15 protein-coding genes are annotated in these 19,374 nt (G+C 61.4%); 10 read left to right on the top strand and 5 right to left on the bottom strand.

All coding sequences use genetic code 11. From position 1 onward, the window contains the following. Positions 1–26 precede the first annotated feature (26 nt). The 7 genes from glgX (at position 27) to NL241_RS07650 (ending at position 8,753) form a co-directional block, all read left to right on the top strand. The gene (gene glgX, locus NL241_RS07680; RefSeq protein ID WP_494398263.1) at positions 27–2,183 is read left to right on the top strand and encodes a glycogen debranching protein GlgX; all 2,157 of its coding nucleotides are present in this window, start codon (positions 27–29) and stop codon (positions 2,181–2,183) included. A 203-nt stretch (positions 2,184–2,386) separates the two neighbouring features. After that, positions 2,387–3,745 carry an ABC1 kinase family protein gene (locus NL241_RS07675; protein WP_487691474.1) on the top strand — a complete coding sequence of 453 codons (1,359 nt, stop codon included), beginning with the start codon at positions 2,387–2,389 and terminating at the stop codon, positions 3,743–3,745. Then, a complete protein-coding gene (locus NL241_RS07670; RefSeq protein ID WP_494397215.1) occupies positions 3,746–4,738 on the top strand; it encodes an alpha/beta fold hydrolase in 993 nt (330 codons plus the stop codon). Positions 4,739–4,838: 100 nt separating this feature from the next. Further along, positions 4,839–5,705, top strand: a complete 867-nt coding sequence (locus NL241_RS07665) for a cyclopropane mycolic acid synthase family methyltransferase (RefSeq protein ID WP_487691476.1) — start codon at positions 4,839–4,841, stop codon at positions 5,703–5,705. Positions 5,706–5,839: 134 nt separating this feature from the next. After that, the gene (locus tag NL241_RS07660; RefSeq protein WP_494397214.1) at positions 5,840–6,724 is read left to right on the top strand and encodes a cyclopropane mycolic acid synthase family methyltransferase; all 885 of its coding nucleotides are present in this window, start codon (positions 5,840–5,842) and stop codon (positions 6,722–6,724) included. A gap of 100 nt (positions 6,725–6,824) precedes the next feature. Then, on the top strand, positions 6,825–7,526 hold the full coding sequence (locus NL241_RS07655; protein WP_487691478.1) for a YciI family protein: 702 nt from the start codon (positions 6,825–6,827) through the stop codon (positions 7,524–7,526). A gap of 6 nt (positions 7,527–7,532) precedes the next feature. Beyond that, on the top strand, positions 7,533–8,753 hold the full coding sequence (locus NL241_RS07650; RefSeq protein WP_494397213.1) for an RNA polymerase sigma factor: 1,221 nt from the start codon (positions 7,533–7,535) through the stop codon (positions 8,751–8,753). On the opposite strand, the gene NL241_RS07645 is transcribed toward NL241_RS07650, so the two are convergent. Beyond that, positions 8,747–10,252 (bottom strand): sugar transferase, encoded by a 1,506-nt coding sequence (locus NL241_RS07645; protein ID WP_494397212.1) that lies wholly within the window; start codon positions 10,250–10,252, stop codon positions 8,747–8,749. The genes NL241_RS07650 and NL241_RS07645 overlap by 7 nt on opposite strands. 243 nt (positions 10,253–10,495) lie before the next feature. Further along, positions 10,496–11,011 (bottom strand): arsenate reductase/protein-tyrosine-phosphatase family protein, encoded by a 516-nt coding sequence (locus NL241_RS07640; protein WP_494398262.1) that lies wholly within the window; start codon positions 11,009–11,011, stop codon positions 10,496–10,498. A 334-nt stretch (positions 11,012–11,345) separates the two neighbouring features. Between NL241_RS07640 and NL241_RS07635 the strand changes: the two genes are divergently transcribed. From NL241_RS07635 to NL241_RS07625, 3 genes are all read left to right on the top strand, one after another. Continuing rightward, positions 11,346–12,545: an acyltransferase family protein gene (locus NL241_RS07635; RefSeq protein WP_494397211.1), complete on the top strand. Its 1,200-nt coding sequence runs from the start codon at positions 11,346–11,348 to the stop codon at positions 12,543–12,545. A 325-nt stretch (positions 12,546–12,870) separates the two neighbouring features. Further along, on the top strand, positions 12,871–14,199 hold the full coding sequence (locus tag NL241_RS07630) for a UDP-glucose dehydrogenase family protein (RefSeq protein WP_494397210.1): 1,329 nt from the start codon (positions 12,871–12,873) through the stop codon (positions 14,197–14,199). Positions 14,200–14,476: 277 nt separating this feature from the next. Further along, entirely contained in the window at positions 14,477–15,481 is a 1,005-nt protein-coding gene (locus NL241_RS07625; RefSeq protein ID WP_494397209.1) for a hypothetical protein, read from the top strand. Positions 15,482–15,523: 42 nt separating this feature from the next. Here NL241_RS07625 and NL241_RS07620 read toward each other — a convergent pair whose 3' ends face one another. The 3 genes from NL241_RS07620 to NL241_RS07610 all read right to left on the bottom strand — a co-directional run bounded on the left by NL241_RS07620 (position 15,524) and on the right by NL241_RS07610 (position 19,302). After that, positions 15,524–16,687, bottom strand: coding sequence for a sialate O-acetylesterase (locus tag NL241_RS07620; RefSeq protein WP_494397208.1), 1,164 nt, complete (start codon positions 16,685–16,687; stop codon positions 15,524–15,526). Between the two features lie 133 nt (positions 16,688–16,820). Continuing rightward, positions 16,821–18,185, bottom strand: a complete 1,365-nt coding sequence (locus NL241_RS07615; protein ID WP_494397207.1) for a flippase — start codon at positions 18,183–18,185, stop codon at positions 16,821–16,823. 133 nt (positions 18,186–18,318) lie between these two features. After that, entirely contained in the window at positions 18,319–19,302 is a 984-nt protein-coding gene (locus tag NL241_RS07610; RefSeq protein WP_494397206.1) for a nitroreductase family protein, read from the bottom strand. Positions 19,303–19,374: the final 72 nt, after the last annotated feature.

Here is a 19,374-nt window from a genome sequence, read left to right as displayed (position 1 = left end):
TCGCTACCAACTCTTCGGCCCATGAGATGGCCCATGGCAAGGCCCCTGAGACAACCCCCGAATTCCTCGAGGCCGAGATCTGGGCAGGCAAGGCGTACCCGCTGGGTGCCACGTACAGCGGGTCCGGCACCAACTTCGCGCTGTTCAGTGAAGTCGCCGAGCGGGTCGAGTTGTGCCTGTTCGATGTCGACGGCACCGAGACCAGGCTGGAACTACCCGAGGTCGACGGCTTCGTGTGGCATGGGTTTGTGCCCAGCATCGAGCCCGGGCAGCGGTACGGCTACCGGGTGCACGGCCCCTTCGACCCGGCCCGCGGGCACCGCTGCAACCCCAACAAACTGCTCACCGATCCCTACGCCAAAGCAGTCGACGGCACCTTCCAGTGGGATCAGTCGCTCTTCGGTTACAACCTGGGCGACCCGGACAGCCGCAACGACGACGATTCCGCGGCGAGCATGCCGAAGGCGGTGGTGCTCAATCCCTATTTCGACTGGGCCAACGACCGCCCGCCCGGCCATCACTACGCCGACAGCGTCATCTACGAAGCCCACGTCAAGGGGCTGACTCAGACTCACCCCGGCATTCCCCCACGCGATCGTGGCACCTACGCCGGTATCGCGCACCCGGTGATCATCGATCACCTCAAAGCCCTGGGCGTCACCGCCATCGAGCTCATGCCGGTGCATCACTTCGCCAACGACTCCACCTTGATCGACAAGGGTCTGTCGAACTACTGGGGTTACAACACCATCGGATTCTTCGCCCCCGACCCGAAATACAGCAGGAGTTCCACTCCGTGCGGGCAGGTGCAGGAGTTCAAGGCCATGGTGCGCACACTGCACGAAGCGGGTATCGAGGTGATCCTCGACGTGGTCTACAACCACACCGCCGAGGGTGATCACCTGGGCCCCACCGTGTCGATGCGCGGTATCGACAACGCCGCCTACTACCGCCTCACCGACCACGACAAGCGCTATTACACCGACTACACCGGCACCGGTAACACCCTCAACGTCGGGCATCCGCACTCCCTGCAGCTGATCATGGATTCGTTGCGGTACTGGGTCACCGAGATGCACGTCGACGGTTTCCGGTTCGACCTGGCCTCGACGCTGGCGCGCGAGTTCTACGACGTGGACAAGCTGGCGACGTTCTTCGAACTCGTGCAACAGGATCCGGTGGTGAGCCAGGTGAAGCTGATCGCCGAACCCTGGGATGTCGGGCCCGGCGGTTACCAGGTCGGCGGCTTTCCCCCGCAGTGGACCGAATGGAACGGCAAGTACCGCGACACCGTTCGCGATTTCTGGCGCGGTGAGGCAGACGGCATCGGCGAGTTCGCCTCGCGGCTCACCGGCTCGGCGGATCTGTACGCGAACACCGCCCGCCGCCCGGTGGCCTCCATCAACTTCGTCACCTGTCATGACGGCTTCACGTTGCGAGACCTGGTGTCCTACAACGAGAAATACAACAAGGCCAACGGCGAGGACAACAACGACGGCGAACGCCACAACCGGTCGTGGAACTGCGGCGTCGAAGGACCGGCCGAAGATCCCGAGGTCAATGCGCTGCGCGCCCGGCAGCAACGCAATTTCATCGCCACCACGTTGCTCTCCCAGGGCGTGCCCATGCTGTGCCACGGCGACGAACTCGGCCGCACGCAGGGCGGCAACAACAACGGTTATTGCCATGACAACGAGATCACCTGGATCGACTGGGCGGCCGCCGACACCGACCTCTTGGAGTTCACCCGCTCGGTGTCGGCGCTGCGGGCCGCGCATCCGATCTTTCGCCGGCGCCGGTTTTTCACGGGCCTACCGGTGAAACATCGCGGTGTCGAAGGTCGGTCCGACATCTCCTGGTTCAGCCCGGACGGGTCGGAGATGACCGACGAGACCTGGGGTTCAGGGTCGGGCCGAGCGGTCGCCGTCTACTTCAACGGCCACGGGATCTCGGGCCATGACGACCGCGGCCGCCCCGTCACCGACGACTCGTTCCTGCTGTGCTTCAACGCTCATCACGAGGACATTGAATTCACCCTTCCCCCGGGCGATTTCGCGTCGGCGTGGACACCGGTGATCGATACCGCGGCCCCACGCGGGCCGCTCGACGCCCAGCCCGTCGTGGCGGGTGCGGTCGTGTCGGTCAGCAGTCGCTCGGTGGTGGCGCTGCAAGCCGTGCCTTGACGGTCCCGCCGCCCCCGAACCGCGATCCGGGCCAGATCTGGCAGCAGGCGTGACCACACTCACGCACCCCGAGACCGTCACCGAGAAATGCCCGTCTACCAGGGCGGACAACAGCCGGCCACGCCGCGAACCGGCGCCACAGGCAAAGCCCATAGCACAGCTTCGTTTGGGCTCACACCAGAGGATTTGAGACACTGCAAGACATGAGTTCAACCAAACACCGCGAGGTGGCCAAACTCGACCGGGTGCCATTGCCCGCCGAGGCCGCCCGGATCGGCGTGACGGGTTGGCAGCTCACCCGCACCACCGCCCGCGTCGCCGCCAAACTCCGCGCCCGTGGCCCGTGGCAGTCGAAGGTCATCAAGGAGATCCCGCAGACCTTCGCCGACCTGGGGCCCACCTACGTCAAATTCGGCCAGATCATCGCCTCCAGCCCCGGCGCCTTCGGTGAGCCGCTGAGCCGGGAGTTCCGCACCTTGCTGGACTCCGTGCCGCCGGCCGACCCCGAGGAAGTGCACAAGCTGTTCATCGAAGAGCTCGGCGACGAGCCCGCGAAGCTGTTCAAGCACTTCGAGGAGAAGCCGTTCGCCAGCGCGTCCATCGCGCAGGTGCACTTCGCGACCCTGCATTCGGGTGAGGAAGTGGTGGTCAAGATCCAGCGGCCCGGTATCCGCCGGCGAGTGGCCGCCGACCTGCAGATTCTCAAGCGGTTCGCCCAGCTGGTCGAGGTCGCCAAGCTCGGCCGCCGGCTGTCCGCCCAGGACGTCGTCGCCGACTTCGCCGACAACCTGGCCGAGGAGCTCGATTTCCGGCTCGAGGCACAGTCCATGGAGGCGTGGGTCAGTCACCTGCATGCCTCCCCTTTGGGCAAGAACATCAAGGTGCCCGACGTGCACTGGGACTTCACCAGCGAACGCGTGCTGACCATGGAACGTGTCTCTGGTGTGCGCATCGATGACGTAAAGGCCGTCCGCGAGATGGGCCATGACGGCACCGAACTCGTCAAGGCTCTGCTGTTCTCCACCTTCGAGGGCGGCCTTAGACACGGCCTGTTCCACGGCGACCTGCACGCCGGCAACCTGCTGGTCAATGAGCAGGGCCAGGTGGTGTTCCTCGACTTCGGCATCATGGGCCGCATCGACCCGCGTACCCGCTGGCTGCTGCGCGAGCTCATCCACGCCCTGATCGTCAAGAAGGACCACGCCGCCGCGGGCAAGATCGTGGTGCTGCTCGGCGCCGTCGGCACGGTCAAGCCCGAAGCCCAGGCCGCCAAGGACCTGAAGGCGTTCGCCGAGCCGCTGACGCTGAAGTCGCTCGGCGACATGTCGTATGCCGACATCGGCAAGCAGCTCGGCGCGCTGGCGGAGGCCTATGACGTCAAGCTGCCGCGTGAGCTGGTGCTGATCGGCAAGCAGTTCCTCTACGTCGAGCGCTATATGAAGCTGCTGGCGCCGCGCTGGCAGATGATGAGCGATCCGCAGTTCTCCGGCTACTTCGCCAACTTCATGGTGGAGGTCAGCCGCGAGCATCGCGCGGATCTGGACACCCCGGAGAAGGTGTAAGTGGACATCCGCAAGGGATACGCCAAGTCCAAGTCCAACGCCGGGCCTCTTACTCGCGGAAAAACGCCGCTCGACGAACCCGGCGGGCTGGACATCTACTTCGAAGATCTGGGCGACGAGAACGATCCCGCTGTCCTGCTGATCATGGGCCTGGGTGCGCAGCTGCTGCTGTGGCGCGACGGGTTCTGCGAGAAGCTGGTCAACCGGGGCCTGCGGGTCATCCGGTTCGACAATCGTGACGTCGGGCTGTCGAGCAAGCTGGACGGCCAGGAAGTCGACACCAACCAGTACGCCAGCATGGCGCGCTCACTGGTGGGCTGGAAGAGCCCGGCGGTGTACACGCTGGAAGACATGGCCGACGACGCCGCGGCCGTGCTGGCCCATCTGGGCATCGAGCAGGCCCACATTGTCGGCGCCAGCATGGGCGGCATGATCGCGCAGGTGTTCGCGGCCCGGCACGCCGGCACCACGCAGAGTCTGGGTGTCATCTTCTCGAGCAACAATCGCGCGGCCCTGCCCCCGCCGGATCCGCGTGCGTTGTTCGCCGTCACCCGGGGTCCGCATCCGAACTCCCCGCGCGAGGTGATCATCGACAACGCGGTCCGCGTCAGCAAGATCATCGGCAGCCCGGGTTATCCGGCGGCCGAAGAGCGGATCCGCGCCGATGCCATCGAGGGGTATGACCGCAGTTTCTACCCGTGGGGCGTCAAGCGCCAGTTCGGCGCCATCCTCGGCAGCGGCAGCCTGTTGCACTATGACCGGCAGATCACGGCGCCGACGGTGGTGATCCACGGCCTGGCCGACAAGCTGATGCGCCCGTCCGGGGGCCGCTCGATTGCGACGACGATCCCGCGGGCGCGGCTGGTGTTGTTCCCCGGTATGGGCCACGAACTGCCCGAACCGCTGTGGGATCAGATCGTCGGCGAACTGTGTGTGACGTTTGCCGAAGGCACGCCGTCGTCGGCTCCGGACGCACTTGACTCTGCCTGTTGAGGTTCTCGCGGTAGAGTCCGAACCGGCATCGGGGTGGTTGTTGGTTTCGGGGGAAACGAGATGACCGGCCTCTGGGACTACCAGAAGGACGCACGTCAGTATGGCGAGAAAACTGAAACCGCACTTCGAAGACGTGCAGGCGCACTACGACCTGTCCGATGAGTTCTTTGCGCTCTTCTTGGACCCGTCGCGCACCTACAGCTGCGCGTACTTCGAGAAGGATGACTACACCCTCGAGCAGGCGCAGCAGGCCAAGGTCGATCTGGCTCTGGGCAAGCTGGGCCTGCAGCCGGGCATGACGTTGCTCGACGTCGGCTGCGGCTGGGGCGCCACCATGATGCGGGCCGTCGAGAAGTACGACGTCAACGTCATCGGCCTGACTCTGAGCAAGAACCAGAAGGAGCGGGTGGAGGAGGTCTTCGCCGCGTCGGACAGCCCGCGCACCAAGGAGGTGCGTCTGGAGGGCTGGGAGGACTTCAACCAGCCCGTCGACCGCATCGTCTCGATCGGCGCCTTCGAACACTTCGGCCGCGACCGCTGGGACGACTTCTTCGCCAAGGCCTACGAGGTGCTGCCCGACGACGGTGTGATGCTGCTGCACACCATCACCGCGTTGACCATCCCGCAGATGGCCGAGCGGAAGATCCCGCTGACGTTCTCGGTCGCGCGGTTCATCAAATTCATCCTCACCGAGATCTTCCCCGGCGGGTACCTGCCCACCATCGAGCTGGCCGAGGAGCACGCGCAGAAGGCCGGGTTCACACTCACCCGCACGCAGTCGCTGCAGCCGCACTACGCCCGCACGCTCGACTGCTGGGCCGCCGCGCTCGAGACGCACAAAGACGAGGCCATCGCCATCCAATCGCAAGAGGTGTACGACCGTTACATGCACTACCTGACCGGTTGCGCAGACGCGTTCCGCAAGGGCTACACCGATGTCTGCCAGTTCACGCTGGAGAAGAAGTAACGGCGTTTCGAGGTTCCGGACTGGGCTACAGCAGCGTGTCCCGTCGTTCGGTTTCAGGACCACTAGAGGTAGGGTGCCAGCAACGCAAGGGGCGACCTCGTGCTGCGCACCATCAGGAAGGGCGAGTAAGACAGATGGCTGATCAGACTTCGGGTACCGCGGATTTGCAGCCGCATTTCGAAGACATCCAGGCGCATTACGACCTGTCCGATGACTTCTTCGGGGTGTTCCAGGATCCGACGCGCAAATACAGCTGCGGATTTTTCACCGGCCCCAATTGCACACTGTCCGAAGCGCAGATCGCCAACGTCGACCAGCACCTGGACCGGCTGGAGCTGAAGCCGGGGATGACGCTGCTGGAGGTCGGCTGCGGCTGGGGTCTGACCCTGCAGCGCGCCATGGAGAAGTACGACGTCAACGTCATCGGCCTGACCCTGAGCAAGAACCAGCAGGCTTACTGCAACAAGCTGCTCAGCGACGTCGACTCCGAGCGCACCTTCGACGTGCGCCTCGAGGGCTGGGAGCAGTTCTCCGGCTCCGTCGACCGCATCGTCTCCATCGAGGCCTTCGAGCACTTCGGGTTCGAGCGCTACGACGCCTTCTTCAAGACCTGTTTCGACAGCCTGCCCTCCGGCGGTCGCATGACCATCCAGAGCAGCTGCGGGTACCACCCCAACGACCTGATGGCGCGCGGTAAGAAGCTGACCTTCGAGCTGGCGCGGTTCGCGAAGTTCATCGGCGAGGTCATCTTCCCCGGTGGTCGCATCCCGACCACGCAGATGATGGTGGAGCACGGCGAGAAGGCCGGGTTCACCGTGCCCGAGACGCTGTCGCTGCGCAATCACTACATCAAGACGCTCGGAATCTGGGCTGCCCGCCTGGAGCAGCACAAGGACGAGGCCATTGCGGCCGCCGGTGAACAGTCCTACAACGACTACATGCGTTACCTCACCGGGTGTCAGTACTACTTCGTCGACGAGGCGCTGGACGTCAGCCTCGTGACGTATGTAAAGCCCTAAGAGCTTTTTCGGCTCGGCTGTCGGATCGCTGCATCGTCGTTCGTCCTTCAGGTAGAGAGTGGACACACCGGTTTCCGCTCACTGACGAGGACGGACGACGATGCACTATTTCGTACTGCTGCTGGGCCCGCAGACCACTGAAGGCGGAGAAGCCGCCCAACAGGCGCTCATCGCCGAATACACCGAGTTGGACACCCGCATCGCGTACGCGATTCGCGGGGGCGACGCGCTGGCCGACGCCGCGGAGGCGGTGCGCATCACCGGTGGGCCCGCCAACCCGGTGATCACCGACGGGCCTTTCGCCGAAGGCGCCGAGGTGGCGGGCGGCTTCTACGTACTGGAAGCCGACAACCTCGACGACGTTCTGGAGTTGGCCCGGCAGATGCCGGCATGCCGGGACGGGGCGGTCGAGGTGTGGCCGATGGTCGCGTGGGAGGCGCCGACGGAGCAGGTGGGCGCGGATTGGCTGGCGCTACTGCTCGAACCTCCCGGCCAGGTGTGCGGACCCGCCGACGAGGAGCAATGGGCCAACGGCCTGTGCGAGCACCAGGCGTTCGGCAAGGCCGCTGGTGATCACATTCTCGGTGGCGCTCCCCTGCATCCACCGTCGACGGCCACCACCGTGAAGGTTCGCGACGGTCAGACCCTCTTCACCGACGGTCCGTATGCCGAAGGCGCCGAGGTGGCCAACGGGTTCTATCTGCTGCGGGCCGCCGACAGAGACGAGGCCGTCAAGATCGCGTCGATGATTCCCGCTTCGGCGGTCGAGGTCCGGCAACTCATGGGTTGGGCGGTCGCGTAGAACGCCGTGTCAGACCTGGACGGCGTCTTCCGGCGCGAATGGGGTTCCGCAGTGGCGGCGTTGGCGCGCTGGTGCGGCGATCTCACCGTGGCCGAGGACGCCGTTCAGGAAGCCTGCGCCGAGGCACTGCGCGCGTGGAGCCGCGACGGTGTGCCGGACAACCCGCGCGCTTGGCTGGTCACGGTGGGCCGCAACCGTGCGCTGGATCGCCTGCGGCGCGAATCTGCGCGTCCGGGAAAGGAATTGGCTGCCGTGGCCGATGGCATGCTGGTCCGCGCCTCCGGCAGTGAACCGCACCCAGTGCGCGACGATGAGCTGCGGATGATGTTCACCTGCGCACATCCCGCGTTGGAGCGCTCTTCGCAACTGGCGCTGACGCTGCGCCTGGTGTCGGGGTTGACGGTCGCCGAGATCGCTCGTGCGTTGCTGATCAGCGAGGCCGCCGTCGGTCAGCGAATCACGCGCGCCAAGAACAAGATTCGGCACGCCAACATCCCGTTGCGGGTGCCGCCGGCGGAGCTGTTGCCGCAGCGGATGCCGCATGTGCTGTCGTGTGTGTATTCGGTGTTCACCGAAGGCTATTGGTCCACCGGCGGCCCGTCGGCCATCCGCGATGAACTGTGCGATGAGGGCATCCGCCTGTCCGGTGAGTTGTGTGCATTGATGCCGGCCGACCGGGAATCTCACGCCTTGGCTGCGCTTGTGCTGCTGCACGATTCGCGTCGCGGCACCCGGGTGGACGCCGCCGGCGCATTGGTTCCCCTGGATGAGCAGGATCGCCGGCGGTGGAATCAATCCAAAATCGCGCGTGGGCTGGAGCGGCTGCGCAGGGCGCAGGGCTCGTCCGGGCCGTATCTCCCCCAGGCGGTCATTGCCGCCGTGCATGCCTGCTCCCCCAGTTGGGAGCAAACCGACTGGGCCACCATCTGTGCGGCGTATGACCGGTTGGCGACGATGACGGACTCGCCGGTGGTGCGGGCCAACCGTGCGCTGGCGGTCGGCTTCCTTCGGGGTGCGGCAGCCGGGTTGGCCGAGTTGGAGAAGGTCGCCCATGATCCGCGCCTGGCCCGGTCGAACCTGGTGCCGTCGGTGCGTGCCGATCTGCTTCGGCGCGCCGGACGGCACGCCGAAGCAGGGCACTGGTATCGAGTTGCTTTGGATTACAACAGCTCAGAGCCCGGCAGGGCGTTTCTGCGGCGCCGGATCGCGGAGTGCGGGGCTCAGTAGGCGCCGGAGCTGGAGAAGACGGCGCGGACCGTCTTCACCGCGATCACCATGTCGGAGATCATGGTCCAGTTCTCGACGTAGAACATGTCGAGGCGAACCGAGTCCTCCCAGGAGAGGTCGGAGCGTCCGCTGACCTGCCAGAGGCCGGTGATACCCGGCTTCACCAGCAGGCGCTTCTTGGCGTAGTCATCGTAGGTCTTCACTTCGCGTGCCAGTGGAGGACGCGGACCGACGACGCTCATATCGCGCTTGAGCACGTTGATGAACTGTGGCAGTTCGTCGATGCTGAACTTGCGCAGAATGCGGCCGACGGTGGTGACGCGGGGGTCTTCCTTGATCTTGAACAGGACCCCGCCCTCGCTCTCGTTCTGCGAGGCCAGCTTGTCGACCATCTTGTCCGCATCGACCACCATGGTGCGGAACTTGATCATCTCGAACGGTTTGCCGTCGATGCCGATGCGCTCAGAGAGGTAGAACACCGGGCCGCGGCTGGTGAGCTTGATCGCGATGGCGACGGCGATCAGGATCGGCGAGGCGAAAAGTAGCACTGCGCTGGAGAACACAACGTCGAAGAAGCGCTTCTCGAACCGCTTCGCGCCGTGGTACTGCGGCTTCTCGACATGGATGAGCGGCAGGCCGGCGACCGGGCGCATCTGCAGCCGCGGCACCGCAACGTCGACGACGCCCGGCGAGACCAGGAGGTCGATGTTGTGCTTCTCGAGCTCCCATGACAGGTCACGGATGCCGCGGCCGTCGAGACGCTCGGTGGCCGTTACCGCTACCGCCTGACAATCCGTAGCCGCCACGGCGGCCGGAATATTGGTCTCGTCACCGAAGGTGCGGATGGTGCCCACGCCCGGGACGTCGATGTATTTGCGTTGTTCCGGGCCCGCAATGCACGCACCGACGACGCGGTACTCCGTACCTGGGTCTCGTGCAAGCGCTTTCGTGAAATCGCGAACGGCTGGGGCATTGCCCACAACCAGAACCCGGGTAAGGCAATGGCCGTCTTGGCGCGCCTTGACGATCTGGCGGCGGGCCAGCCAACGGAACAGCGCCAGAATCAAAATGCCGGTGGGCAACGCGATCATCAGATATCCGCGTGCGATCTCGAGCTTGAAGAGCATCGAGATGACGGCGACAGAACCGAACGTCGACAGCGTCGCGAGGACTACACGTCGGTACTCCTCAGCGCCGGAGCCGATGATGCGCGGTGAGCGAGAACGGTTGATGGACAACGCCAACATCCAGCCGGCGGCGATAGCGATGGAGACACTGGTGTAGCTCGAATAATGAAGAGCGTGATCCGCTCGAGGCAATTCGCCGAACCGCAGCCATTGCGCAAGTCCAATTGCCAAAACGACACCGAAAAGGTCCACGGCGATCAATCTGCGGGCATATTCCCGCTGCCAACCTGGAACTCGTTTCGGAGAAGGCACGTAACGTTCGTCGCTTCGCATGTTTGCTGACGGGCCTAGGCGGTCATCCACAGCAGTCATTCGTTCCCCCACACATTTACCCCCTTGTGCTGCAACTTTAGACCATCTGCTGTGACGTTCTCAAGGTCAGCACAGCCTTCGCTCAGGAAACTATCACGGCCTGTCCGGTAGCGAGCGAATCGCCGGACGAAATTCACCCCTGCGTAACTTACCGCCAGTGGGCGGCCAGATCCCCGCCCGAAGCATACACCGAAAGGTCACCATTCGGTAACGGGAAATGGTGGCCGGGTGAACGAATAACGCCTAGTCAACTGGCACTGATCGGCGGCACAGCTCCAGTATGGGCGGCAAAAGCTCGGCAATTTGTGTACCAACTTGGATGAAAAATTCGGAGTTCTGCCCGATCGGATCTGGCACGTCGGCGAAGCTGTCGCCGGCGAGCTGAGGGCGGAGGGCAGCAAGCTCAGCGATGTTCTCCGCGCTACCAATCGATACGAGCTTGGCGGCTTCGGTTAAAGTGAACACGCGACGCAAGAGCCGCGGCGCTAGTTCGAGAACCTTGTCCCGGTGCCCCCTCGTCATAGTGAGGATCAAATCTGGGCTTGATGCGACGCGCGCTGTGAGCTGCCTTGCCTGGAAGTTCGACGCATCGCCGCCGAGGTCTTCCAACACTCGCGCCGCATCAAAATGAATGGGATCTCCAATCACGGCCCGCGTCCCCGCGCTTGAAGCAACGAGGCCGGGGATCTCCAAGCGCCTGCCGTATGCGGCCGCGAGCCTCTCTGCGGTTGGCGACCGACAGATGTTCCCGGTACAGATGAAGAGAATATGCAGCGCAAGCCCCTCACTCGGTTTGTGGATGAACGTCCGGCCGCCCCCGCGAACAACTGACAGCCTTGAAGGGTAGACCGCCGTTCAGCGACAAGCACCCGTATGCCTCGGCGAACACGTTACCCATCACACCGCACGCTAATCCCATACTGTTGAAGGTATTCTGCCGCGGGGGTCACCACGCGTCATAGAAGCACCGGCGCTTCGAAGTCGAATCTTCTCTGCGATCCCTTCCCGGGATCTGGAGTTCGGTGCTGCCCTAGTTGCGCCGCGGTAGCGGGCATAGTGCAATGGGTCTCGTTAAGAAGGTGGGGGTGTTTCGGTGGGATTTCTGTTGCGTGGCCGGCAACGAAGGCAAGCAACTGCGGGCCGGTATGCGCACATCGACGCGATGCGTGCGTGTGCGGTGATGCTGGTTGTCGTGGCACATGCGGGAGCGGGTCATATCGTTCCGGGCGGTTCAGGTGTCACCATCTTTTTCGCAATCTCCGGTTTCATCATCACGACACTTGTGCTGAAGGAATCTCAACGAACCGAGCGGTTTGACATCGGCGGCTTCTATGTGAGGCGCGCAGTTAAGCTGGTTCCACCTCTGTTGGTGGTGCTGGTGCTGCCGACAGTCATTTTCGATCTCGCGGGCGGCTCCATCAGTTGGAAAGCCGTTGCTGGGCAGATGCTCTTTTACTACAACTGGATCAAGCTGGACGAGCCTGACGTTTTCCCTGGCTCTGCCGTTGTCTGGAGCCTGTCGATTGAAGAACAGTTTTACATCGTCTTCGCCATCTTGTGGCTATGCCTGGTTAGGAGCCGGCGGGCGGTGCCCTACCTGGCAATTGTGGCGACCGTTTCGATCGTTGCCAGCACAGCACTTCGATTAGTCATAGCGAACCCGTCCAGCGAAGCTGCCGCGGATCGGATCTACTACGGTTCCGACACTCGAGCAGACAGCATTGCGTGGGGCATACTTGCCGCGATTGCTCTCTTTAAATGGCAGAAGCGTGACGGTGAACCTAGCTTGGCCCAACGATTAAGTGGTAGTGATTGGGCGCTGTTCATCGCGCTACTCGTCTTCCTGGCGAGCCTCGTGATTCGAGATGAGTGGTTCCGTCAGACTTTCCGATACAGCCTGCAGAGCGTCACGACCTGCGTGATCGTGCTGTACGGGTTCGCAGCGAGCGAATCAGTAGTGTGGAGAGGCTTTTCCGCGATATGCCGGCTCCGAATCCTCCAGATCGTCGGCCTTGCCAGCTACAGCATCTATCTAGTCCACTTCTCAATCACGAAGTACGTCCTGTCAAGCGCCCCACACATGCCTCGGGCATTGCTGATGTTGATCGCAACGCTGTTAGCAGTCGCCGCCGGCATACTCATCTATCGAACCGTCGAAATCCCTTCGCGGGCTTACTACGACCGCCTACGTGCACGCCGGACCGGGGGCCAGTCACGGACCGAAGCCCCCCCCTCAGTCGTTGTTGCCGCCCCCACGTCAGCTGGCTTAGAACCGCTACCCCCACAGCGCTAATCTTGAGGACCCCATGCGGTGGCACAGTCCGCAATAAAGATCAAGGTGTACAGGAGGACAGTCGGCGGCTGCCGGGGGGACTAGTCAAGTTTCCAAGCGGCGCAAGACTTTTGGTATTGCGAGCGGAACCTTGGCAGACAGGGTGTCCGGATATTGGCCCTCGACTTGGGATTGACATTGGTGTGTAACACACAACACAAGGCACCCAACGGGGTTACGACGTTTGAGCTGAGCCGATAACCTTTTTTACAGCCCTGCTTTCGAAGCGAAGTTTGCAATCCATCCAGTTAGGATGACGCGCGATCACATAAAGGGGAGGAATCGTATGAGCCGCCGTATTGCAGTGTTCGGCACGGGTTACCTTGGCGCAACACACGCCGCGTGTATGGCCGAACTCGGGCATGAGGTTCTCGGGGTGGATATTGACGAGGGGAAGCTAGCGAAGCTCGCCGCTGGGGAGCTTCCGTTCTATGAACCAGGCCTACCTGAGGTACTACGGAAAAACATTGACGAGGGCCGGCTGCGCTTCACCACCTCGTACCAAGAGGCTGCGGGCTTCGCCGATGTCCACTTCATCGCGGTGGGCACACCTCAGAAGCATGGCGAGTTAGCCGCCGACCTCCGTTTCGTCGACTCAGTGATTGAGTCGCTAGCGCCGCTACTCACTGAGCCCGCCGTGATTTTCGGTAAGTCGACAGTGCCAGCGGGGACCGCCGCACGCCTGAGCGCACGGGTGCGCGAGCTGGCCCCCGCCGCCGAATCTATAGATCTGGCATGGAATCCGGAATTTCTCCGCGAGGGTTTCGCAGTTAAGGACACCCTGCATCCAGACCGCATAGTGCTCGGGGTTGAGTCCGGCGGTGGCGGAAACGCCGAGTCAGTGGCCCGCGAGGTATACGCGGCCATCCTCGAGGAAGATGTCCCGTTCCTCGTGACTGATCTCGCAACGGCAGAACTCGTGAAGACTTCGGCCAACGCATTTCTGGCAACAAAGATTTCGTTTATCAATGCGATTGCGGAAGTTTGTGAGGCCACAGGCGCGGATGTTTCTGTTCTAGCTGACGCCATCGGGCATGATGCACGAATCGGGCGGCGGTTCCTTAATGCCGGTATTGGATTTGGTGGCGGTTGCCTACCGAAGGACATACGGGGATTCATCGCAATGGCAGGCGAGCTCGGAGCAGGTCAAGCCTTCGGCCTGTTGCGAGAGGTCGACAGCATCAACATGCGTCGACGAAATAAGATGGTCGAATTAGCCCGACATGCGGCGGGTGGATCCTTTGTTGGCGCGAGGGTCGCAGTCTTGGGAGCCGCCTTCAAGCCGGATTCTGACGATGTCCGAGATTCACCGGCCCTTAACATCGCCGGACAGATCCAGTTGCAGGGCGCGGCCGTGAGTGTTTACGACCCAGAAGCGATGCAGAATGCGCGCCAATTGTTCCCCACGCTGCAATACGCCTCAGATATCGCGTCCGCATGCCGCGGCGCGGATGTCGTTATGATTCTCACTGAATGGAAGCAGTTTGTGGCAATGCATCCCGATGAACTCGCCAAAGCGGTGCGCCAACGCGTAATCATCGATGGTCGGAACTGCTTAGCTCCCGAGACGTGGCGGAAGGCGGGTTGGACCTACACAGGCATCGGCAGGCCTTAACCAAGCCCCGCCATTTGGACACTGTCCGCTTGCGCGACGCCAACGCCGTCTAGCTCGTGGTGCACTTTCTCAGCGCCCAGATGAAAAGTGTTGTACGCCAGGTTAGGCGCCGTTCTGAACAAGCTCACCCGAGCGGACCGGCGCCGCGTGGGGCCTGGGTGACATTGCCCACGCGGGTCAGCCGATAGGCGCGTTCTGGCTGGGGGTTTCCTCTCCTCCGGGTGTGCGCGGGCCCCTCTAGTTCTCGCGGTGGCCGAATAGCTGCTATGAATGGCGCATGGGCACCAGAACTCCAGCGCTTGTGGCCACCGCAATTCTGACCAGTCTGTCCCTCATGCTGGGCTTAATCGTGGTCTCGGGCGAACCGGCTACGGCCGAGGATCGCGGGAAGCGCTCCGCGAGCAAGTTCCCATTCGCAGTTGACGCACCTGTCAATACACCGCTCGGCTCCGATGCCATCTATGCAGATACTACTGATCGAGGTACCGCCGCTTTTCTGGCGGGATTTCCAGAGTTGAACAGTCCAAAATGGACAGTGAGCGTTACGCGGGCCGACGAGGATGATCCGCTCGCGGAGATTCGAGATCCGGAAACAGGCGAGGTAAAGGGAACTGCACGAATTCCTAGGGGAAGTGTCACCTCCGACCCACCGAAATCAGAGGGCGGAGATAGCTGGTTCGCGGCAATCCAACCCGACGGACGCACCGTGGTCGAGTGCTATGGGATGGCGCGCGTCACTGACACTGAATGGACCTCAAAGTATGTCGTCGTTAATGACCTCCGAGGCTCTGGAATAACGGGCGGAACGAGAGCGTCTGGAACGTCCTTACTGATGGGGCTTATTCGGCAAGCCGATATCGAACAGGGACGGATCGAGCACGCCTTGGCGCTCAGCTTGCCGAATGAGACCCTCAAAGCTGGTTACGTCTGGCCGGCACGTCTCGAAGATAATGATGGAGAGCGTAGCTATGAGGGGGTCGTCCCCATGGGAAGTCTCTTTGCCATTCCACCAGGGATCGACGTCACTAGCCTTGGCCTTGATGAAGACGGATTGATGCTCGCGCGAGCGCTGCAGAACTACGGCGCATATGTCGTGGCGCGCTCGAGTACGAATGCGCTTGTCGCAGAGGTTGAAGCAGACCCCAAGAGAGTAGCTAAGCTGCGGGCCGCCTGGAAGAACGTTCTTCACGGCTTGATGCGCCGAGTCTCTAATAGCAGCGCGGAAAACGTGGCGGGAGGTGGCACCCGGCGCCAACCACCCCTTGCTCCTCTAGCGGACTAAGCCGGAGTCCAATGAACGATGGCAGCTCTAGTTCTCGAGCGTCTAGGCCGACGCGGAAACGTACGGCGACGTATTTGTGTCATTGGTGGTAGACGCCCGGACCTGGACACCTCGAGCAGGGTCTGCATCGGCAATAGCTGACAAGCCAATCTCACCCGCCGGTTTCACCATAGGAGCCCACGTCGCCCCGCCGTCGATTGAGTACTCAATCGTAAACAGGGTGTGCCGCGTTGGCGGCGGTTCGTAGGTTGCGGTCACGATCGCTCCCGAACGGACGACACGCAGGTCCTGCGGAGGTATGGCTTTCGATTCGGTGAAATTCCAACGTGCACGGTCGAGCGCGCGCACAAGCGATCTAGCGCGCTCTAGGTTACCCGCAGTAGCGAAGTGAATACTGGAAGCTTGATCCGAACGCATCATTCCCTCGGGTCCGTACACGTATGCGCTATTCAACACGCGCCGCGGCGTATCTGTCAGCGCGTTCTGAATTGCGTTCTTCTCCGTTCGTTTTGACCCTCCACTCACGAACTCAGGCACCATCGAACCCACTACCACTGGAAGGGTTGGGTTAGAGATCGATTCACGGAATGCCGAGACCATGCCGTCCAAGGAGGCGGAGTACTCGGATTGCGACAACGAACCAACATCGCTCTCACCCTGAGACCAGAACAGGCCTACTGCTTTTGATTTCGGTGAGAGTCTCACAACATCGAGGTAATCGTTGACCATCATCGAGTAGCGGTTCAATGGGTCGGAATCTAAAGCCCGATCCCAGGTGCCGTTCTCGGAGGCCTTGAAACCGTCCGGAAGTGGGTTGAGTGACGAAGTTGTGAAGCCAGTTTCGCCCGCTGCTGCCGGAACGACTATGACGCGAGTATCGAGCGGAGCAGACTCAAGCACAGCCCGCCCCAGCGCCGCGTACAGCCCTCCCTCGTCCGCCTCAATCGTCACCAAGTCACGGCCCGACCTGTCGTATTTGACCAACCGAGGGTCAGCGAGATACAGCCCGGAAGGCGCACGCGCGTCACTTCCGGACATATTGCTTTGTCCAGCGGCGATTACTACCAAATCGCGCACTGTCGGCTGCAGCGGCTCATCCTTGGTTCTTAAGAGCAGGAATGCCATGCCGGCGACGACAATGAGAAGCAACACTATGACGATTAGAAGCGCTGTCGAGAGCAGACCGAAGCGACGCCGTTCCATCATGCGCGGATGCTACGTGAATTGGAGCGCTGACACCAATACAAGGAGAGTATGGGCCCTGCCATCCTGAACCGCACAGAATCGAATTGCCGACAAAACCAGAAAGACCAAACGCGGAACGCACCTGCACCGGGTTTCAACGGCCACGCAGCCTGGTGACGAGTATGCCGACGGGTTCTGTGATCGGGCTGAGCGCAGCGCGGGACATATTGTATGCCTGGAAACGGGATTTCTTGCCGAAGAAACACGCAAAATAATTTGCGACTGCATACGAGATCACGGTTGCGACCGCGGCACCCCGTAGACCCAGAGGGTGAATAAGTATAAGTACTAGACTTAGATTAGTCGCTGCGCCTGCGGAATGTCTAACGAGCGATGACCACAGATATCCCTCTGCAATAATCCATTTAGAGTAAACAGCGCCCATAAAGACGAACGGTGACGCCCAAATTTGAATCACCAAAATATCGAATAACGGTCTCAGATCTTCAGGCAATAGCTTCGGAGCTGGGCTTATGCAAACCACGGTCACCAGGATGGATACTGCAAGCCCTCCTTGAAAGGCCCTTGAGTACGCTACACGAAGCATATGCTGATATCGGCTATCATCGCCAGTTTTGTGGCTTTCTTCCAGTGCACGTAAGAGTACCGGAAGCGTGGAGTTCATAATGACTAGGGGCAAGAAGTACGCGAGCTCGCTGGCGCGTGTCGACAGCGCGTAAATTCCAACCGCAGCCGACCCCAATACCGGCTGAATTAGAATCACATCCGCGCGGAGATTGATCTGATTGGCTATCTGCGAAAGGGCTAGAGGACTGGACTCCCTCATCATGGACCCGACCTCGTTTTTCGCGGGCCGTTGCATCGGAGGTGTATTTCGGTCGCGCCAGAACCTGCCGAGAATCCACAGACCGACCAGCACCGCTTCGACAACATACAGACTGATGAAAAGCCACAAGTTCGGCAGCAGCAGCATGCTCATTACTCGTACCGCCAGCATCGTGGTCACACATACGAGCCGGACGGTCGCCGTCCTACGACTGCGCAGGTGTGCCAGGTACCAAAGTTCCGGAGCGTCAAGGGCTCTAAAGAACAGCGACGTCAAGGCAATCAGTGTCGCGATCGTCGCCATCCGGTCGCTACTCGTAAAGCTTACAGCCCCTAGGCACAAATACGTTGCTACGCAGAACATTTCGCGGATTATCAGGATGGCCGCAACTGACTTACCGCCCGTCGCTCCCTCCTTGACGATGTACTTGACGCCGAGGCCGTTGAGTCCGGCGGTCGTGATTGCCAAGCCCACTGAACTGAGTGCGATGGCATAGGAATACACTCCGTAGTCTTCGAGTGGCAGCACCAAGGCCAGCACTATAGAAAAGACTGAACCGCTTGCCAGGTTGGCCACCTGTTGGAGAGCGTTCCATATTGAGTTCTGTCGGATCCTGCGTCGATCATCCACAGACTCGGGACTGAATTCGTCGGCAGTAGCTTGACGCCTCATGCAGCCGCAACTCGTCCGGTCATGTCACATCCTCAATGCTGGCACTAGCGCACTGGTTGGCAGTCTTAGCCCCCAAGCTTAAGTAACCCAGCTGCGACACCAATACGTTCTGGAGCATGGCCTTGCTAATGCCCTACAGACTCCTGTATCGGCGGACACCATCGATCAGCCTTTTGGCGGAGTAGGGAACCAGGGCATCTGGGTCGGCGTAGCCGTAAGCGATAAGCATTACGACTCGTTCGTGATTCTCCAAACCGAGCAACTTACGCATTGCGGCTTCGCGATCGGGCAGATCGGGCCAGTTAATGCAACAGCTGCTTACGCCCTGCGCCTCAAGCCCGTAGATGAGACCCATTGCGGCGAGACAACCATCGATATAAATCAGATGCCGGTCACGTTGGTCGAAAAATGCACCCAGGTTACCTACGATGACTATCAAACCCGGTATTTGATGCCCATAACCGCCCGCTCCCATGGGGATCGCAGCGACTTTTGCGACACTCTTCGGATCATCAAAGATCTCGAAACGATATGGCTGTCGATTACACGCCGTCGGACCTTCTGCCCCAATCTTCACCGCTCTATCCACAATGTCACGTGAAACCGGCTCAGAAGTGAACCATCTCACTGACCTCCGACCAAGAGCCAGCGCCTCCAAGTCGTCGATCTTCACCGAAGTCGTCAGTGTCGTCGCAGGATGGGGTCCGCTTTCCAGCATTCCGGCATCTACTCGAGAGACAGCATCTGCGTATGCCTCGCGCGCTCGCACGATCGAATCCCGGTTGGACACTGCGGTCACTTCAAAATACCGAGCAAGAACGGAGAACATCCAATTGACTTCTGGGTGATGTGGTTCCAGCACGCCTTTAGAGACGCCAATTTGAAACGCCTTGACCGTTTCGTAAATATAGTCGCCCGCAAACTCAGTACGTGTCGGCCTCATTGTGAGGCCTTTTTCGATGCGATGAATGTTGCGTCGGAGTAGGTAGAGGTCGGCTCCGGACTGAACAGACCGTTCGTACGCCCGAATACCTCGCTTGACGTAACGTCGTTCGCGAGTTAGCGCTGTACCAGCCAGCCTGTGCCGTTCTTTGCGGGCGCGACGTTGCGCCTTCACAAGCAGGCCCCCTAGAGCCTCAACATCAAAAGCGTTGCGCTTTAACAACACAGTTCCCCGCCCCCGATTTCG

The sequence above is a fragment of the Mycolicibacterium sp. SMGY-1XX genome, assembly GCF_059132455.1.
The sequence above is the reverse complement of the archived record's forward strand: the minus strand, read 5'-3'. Positions and strand labels throughout refer to the sequence as shown.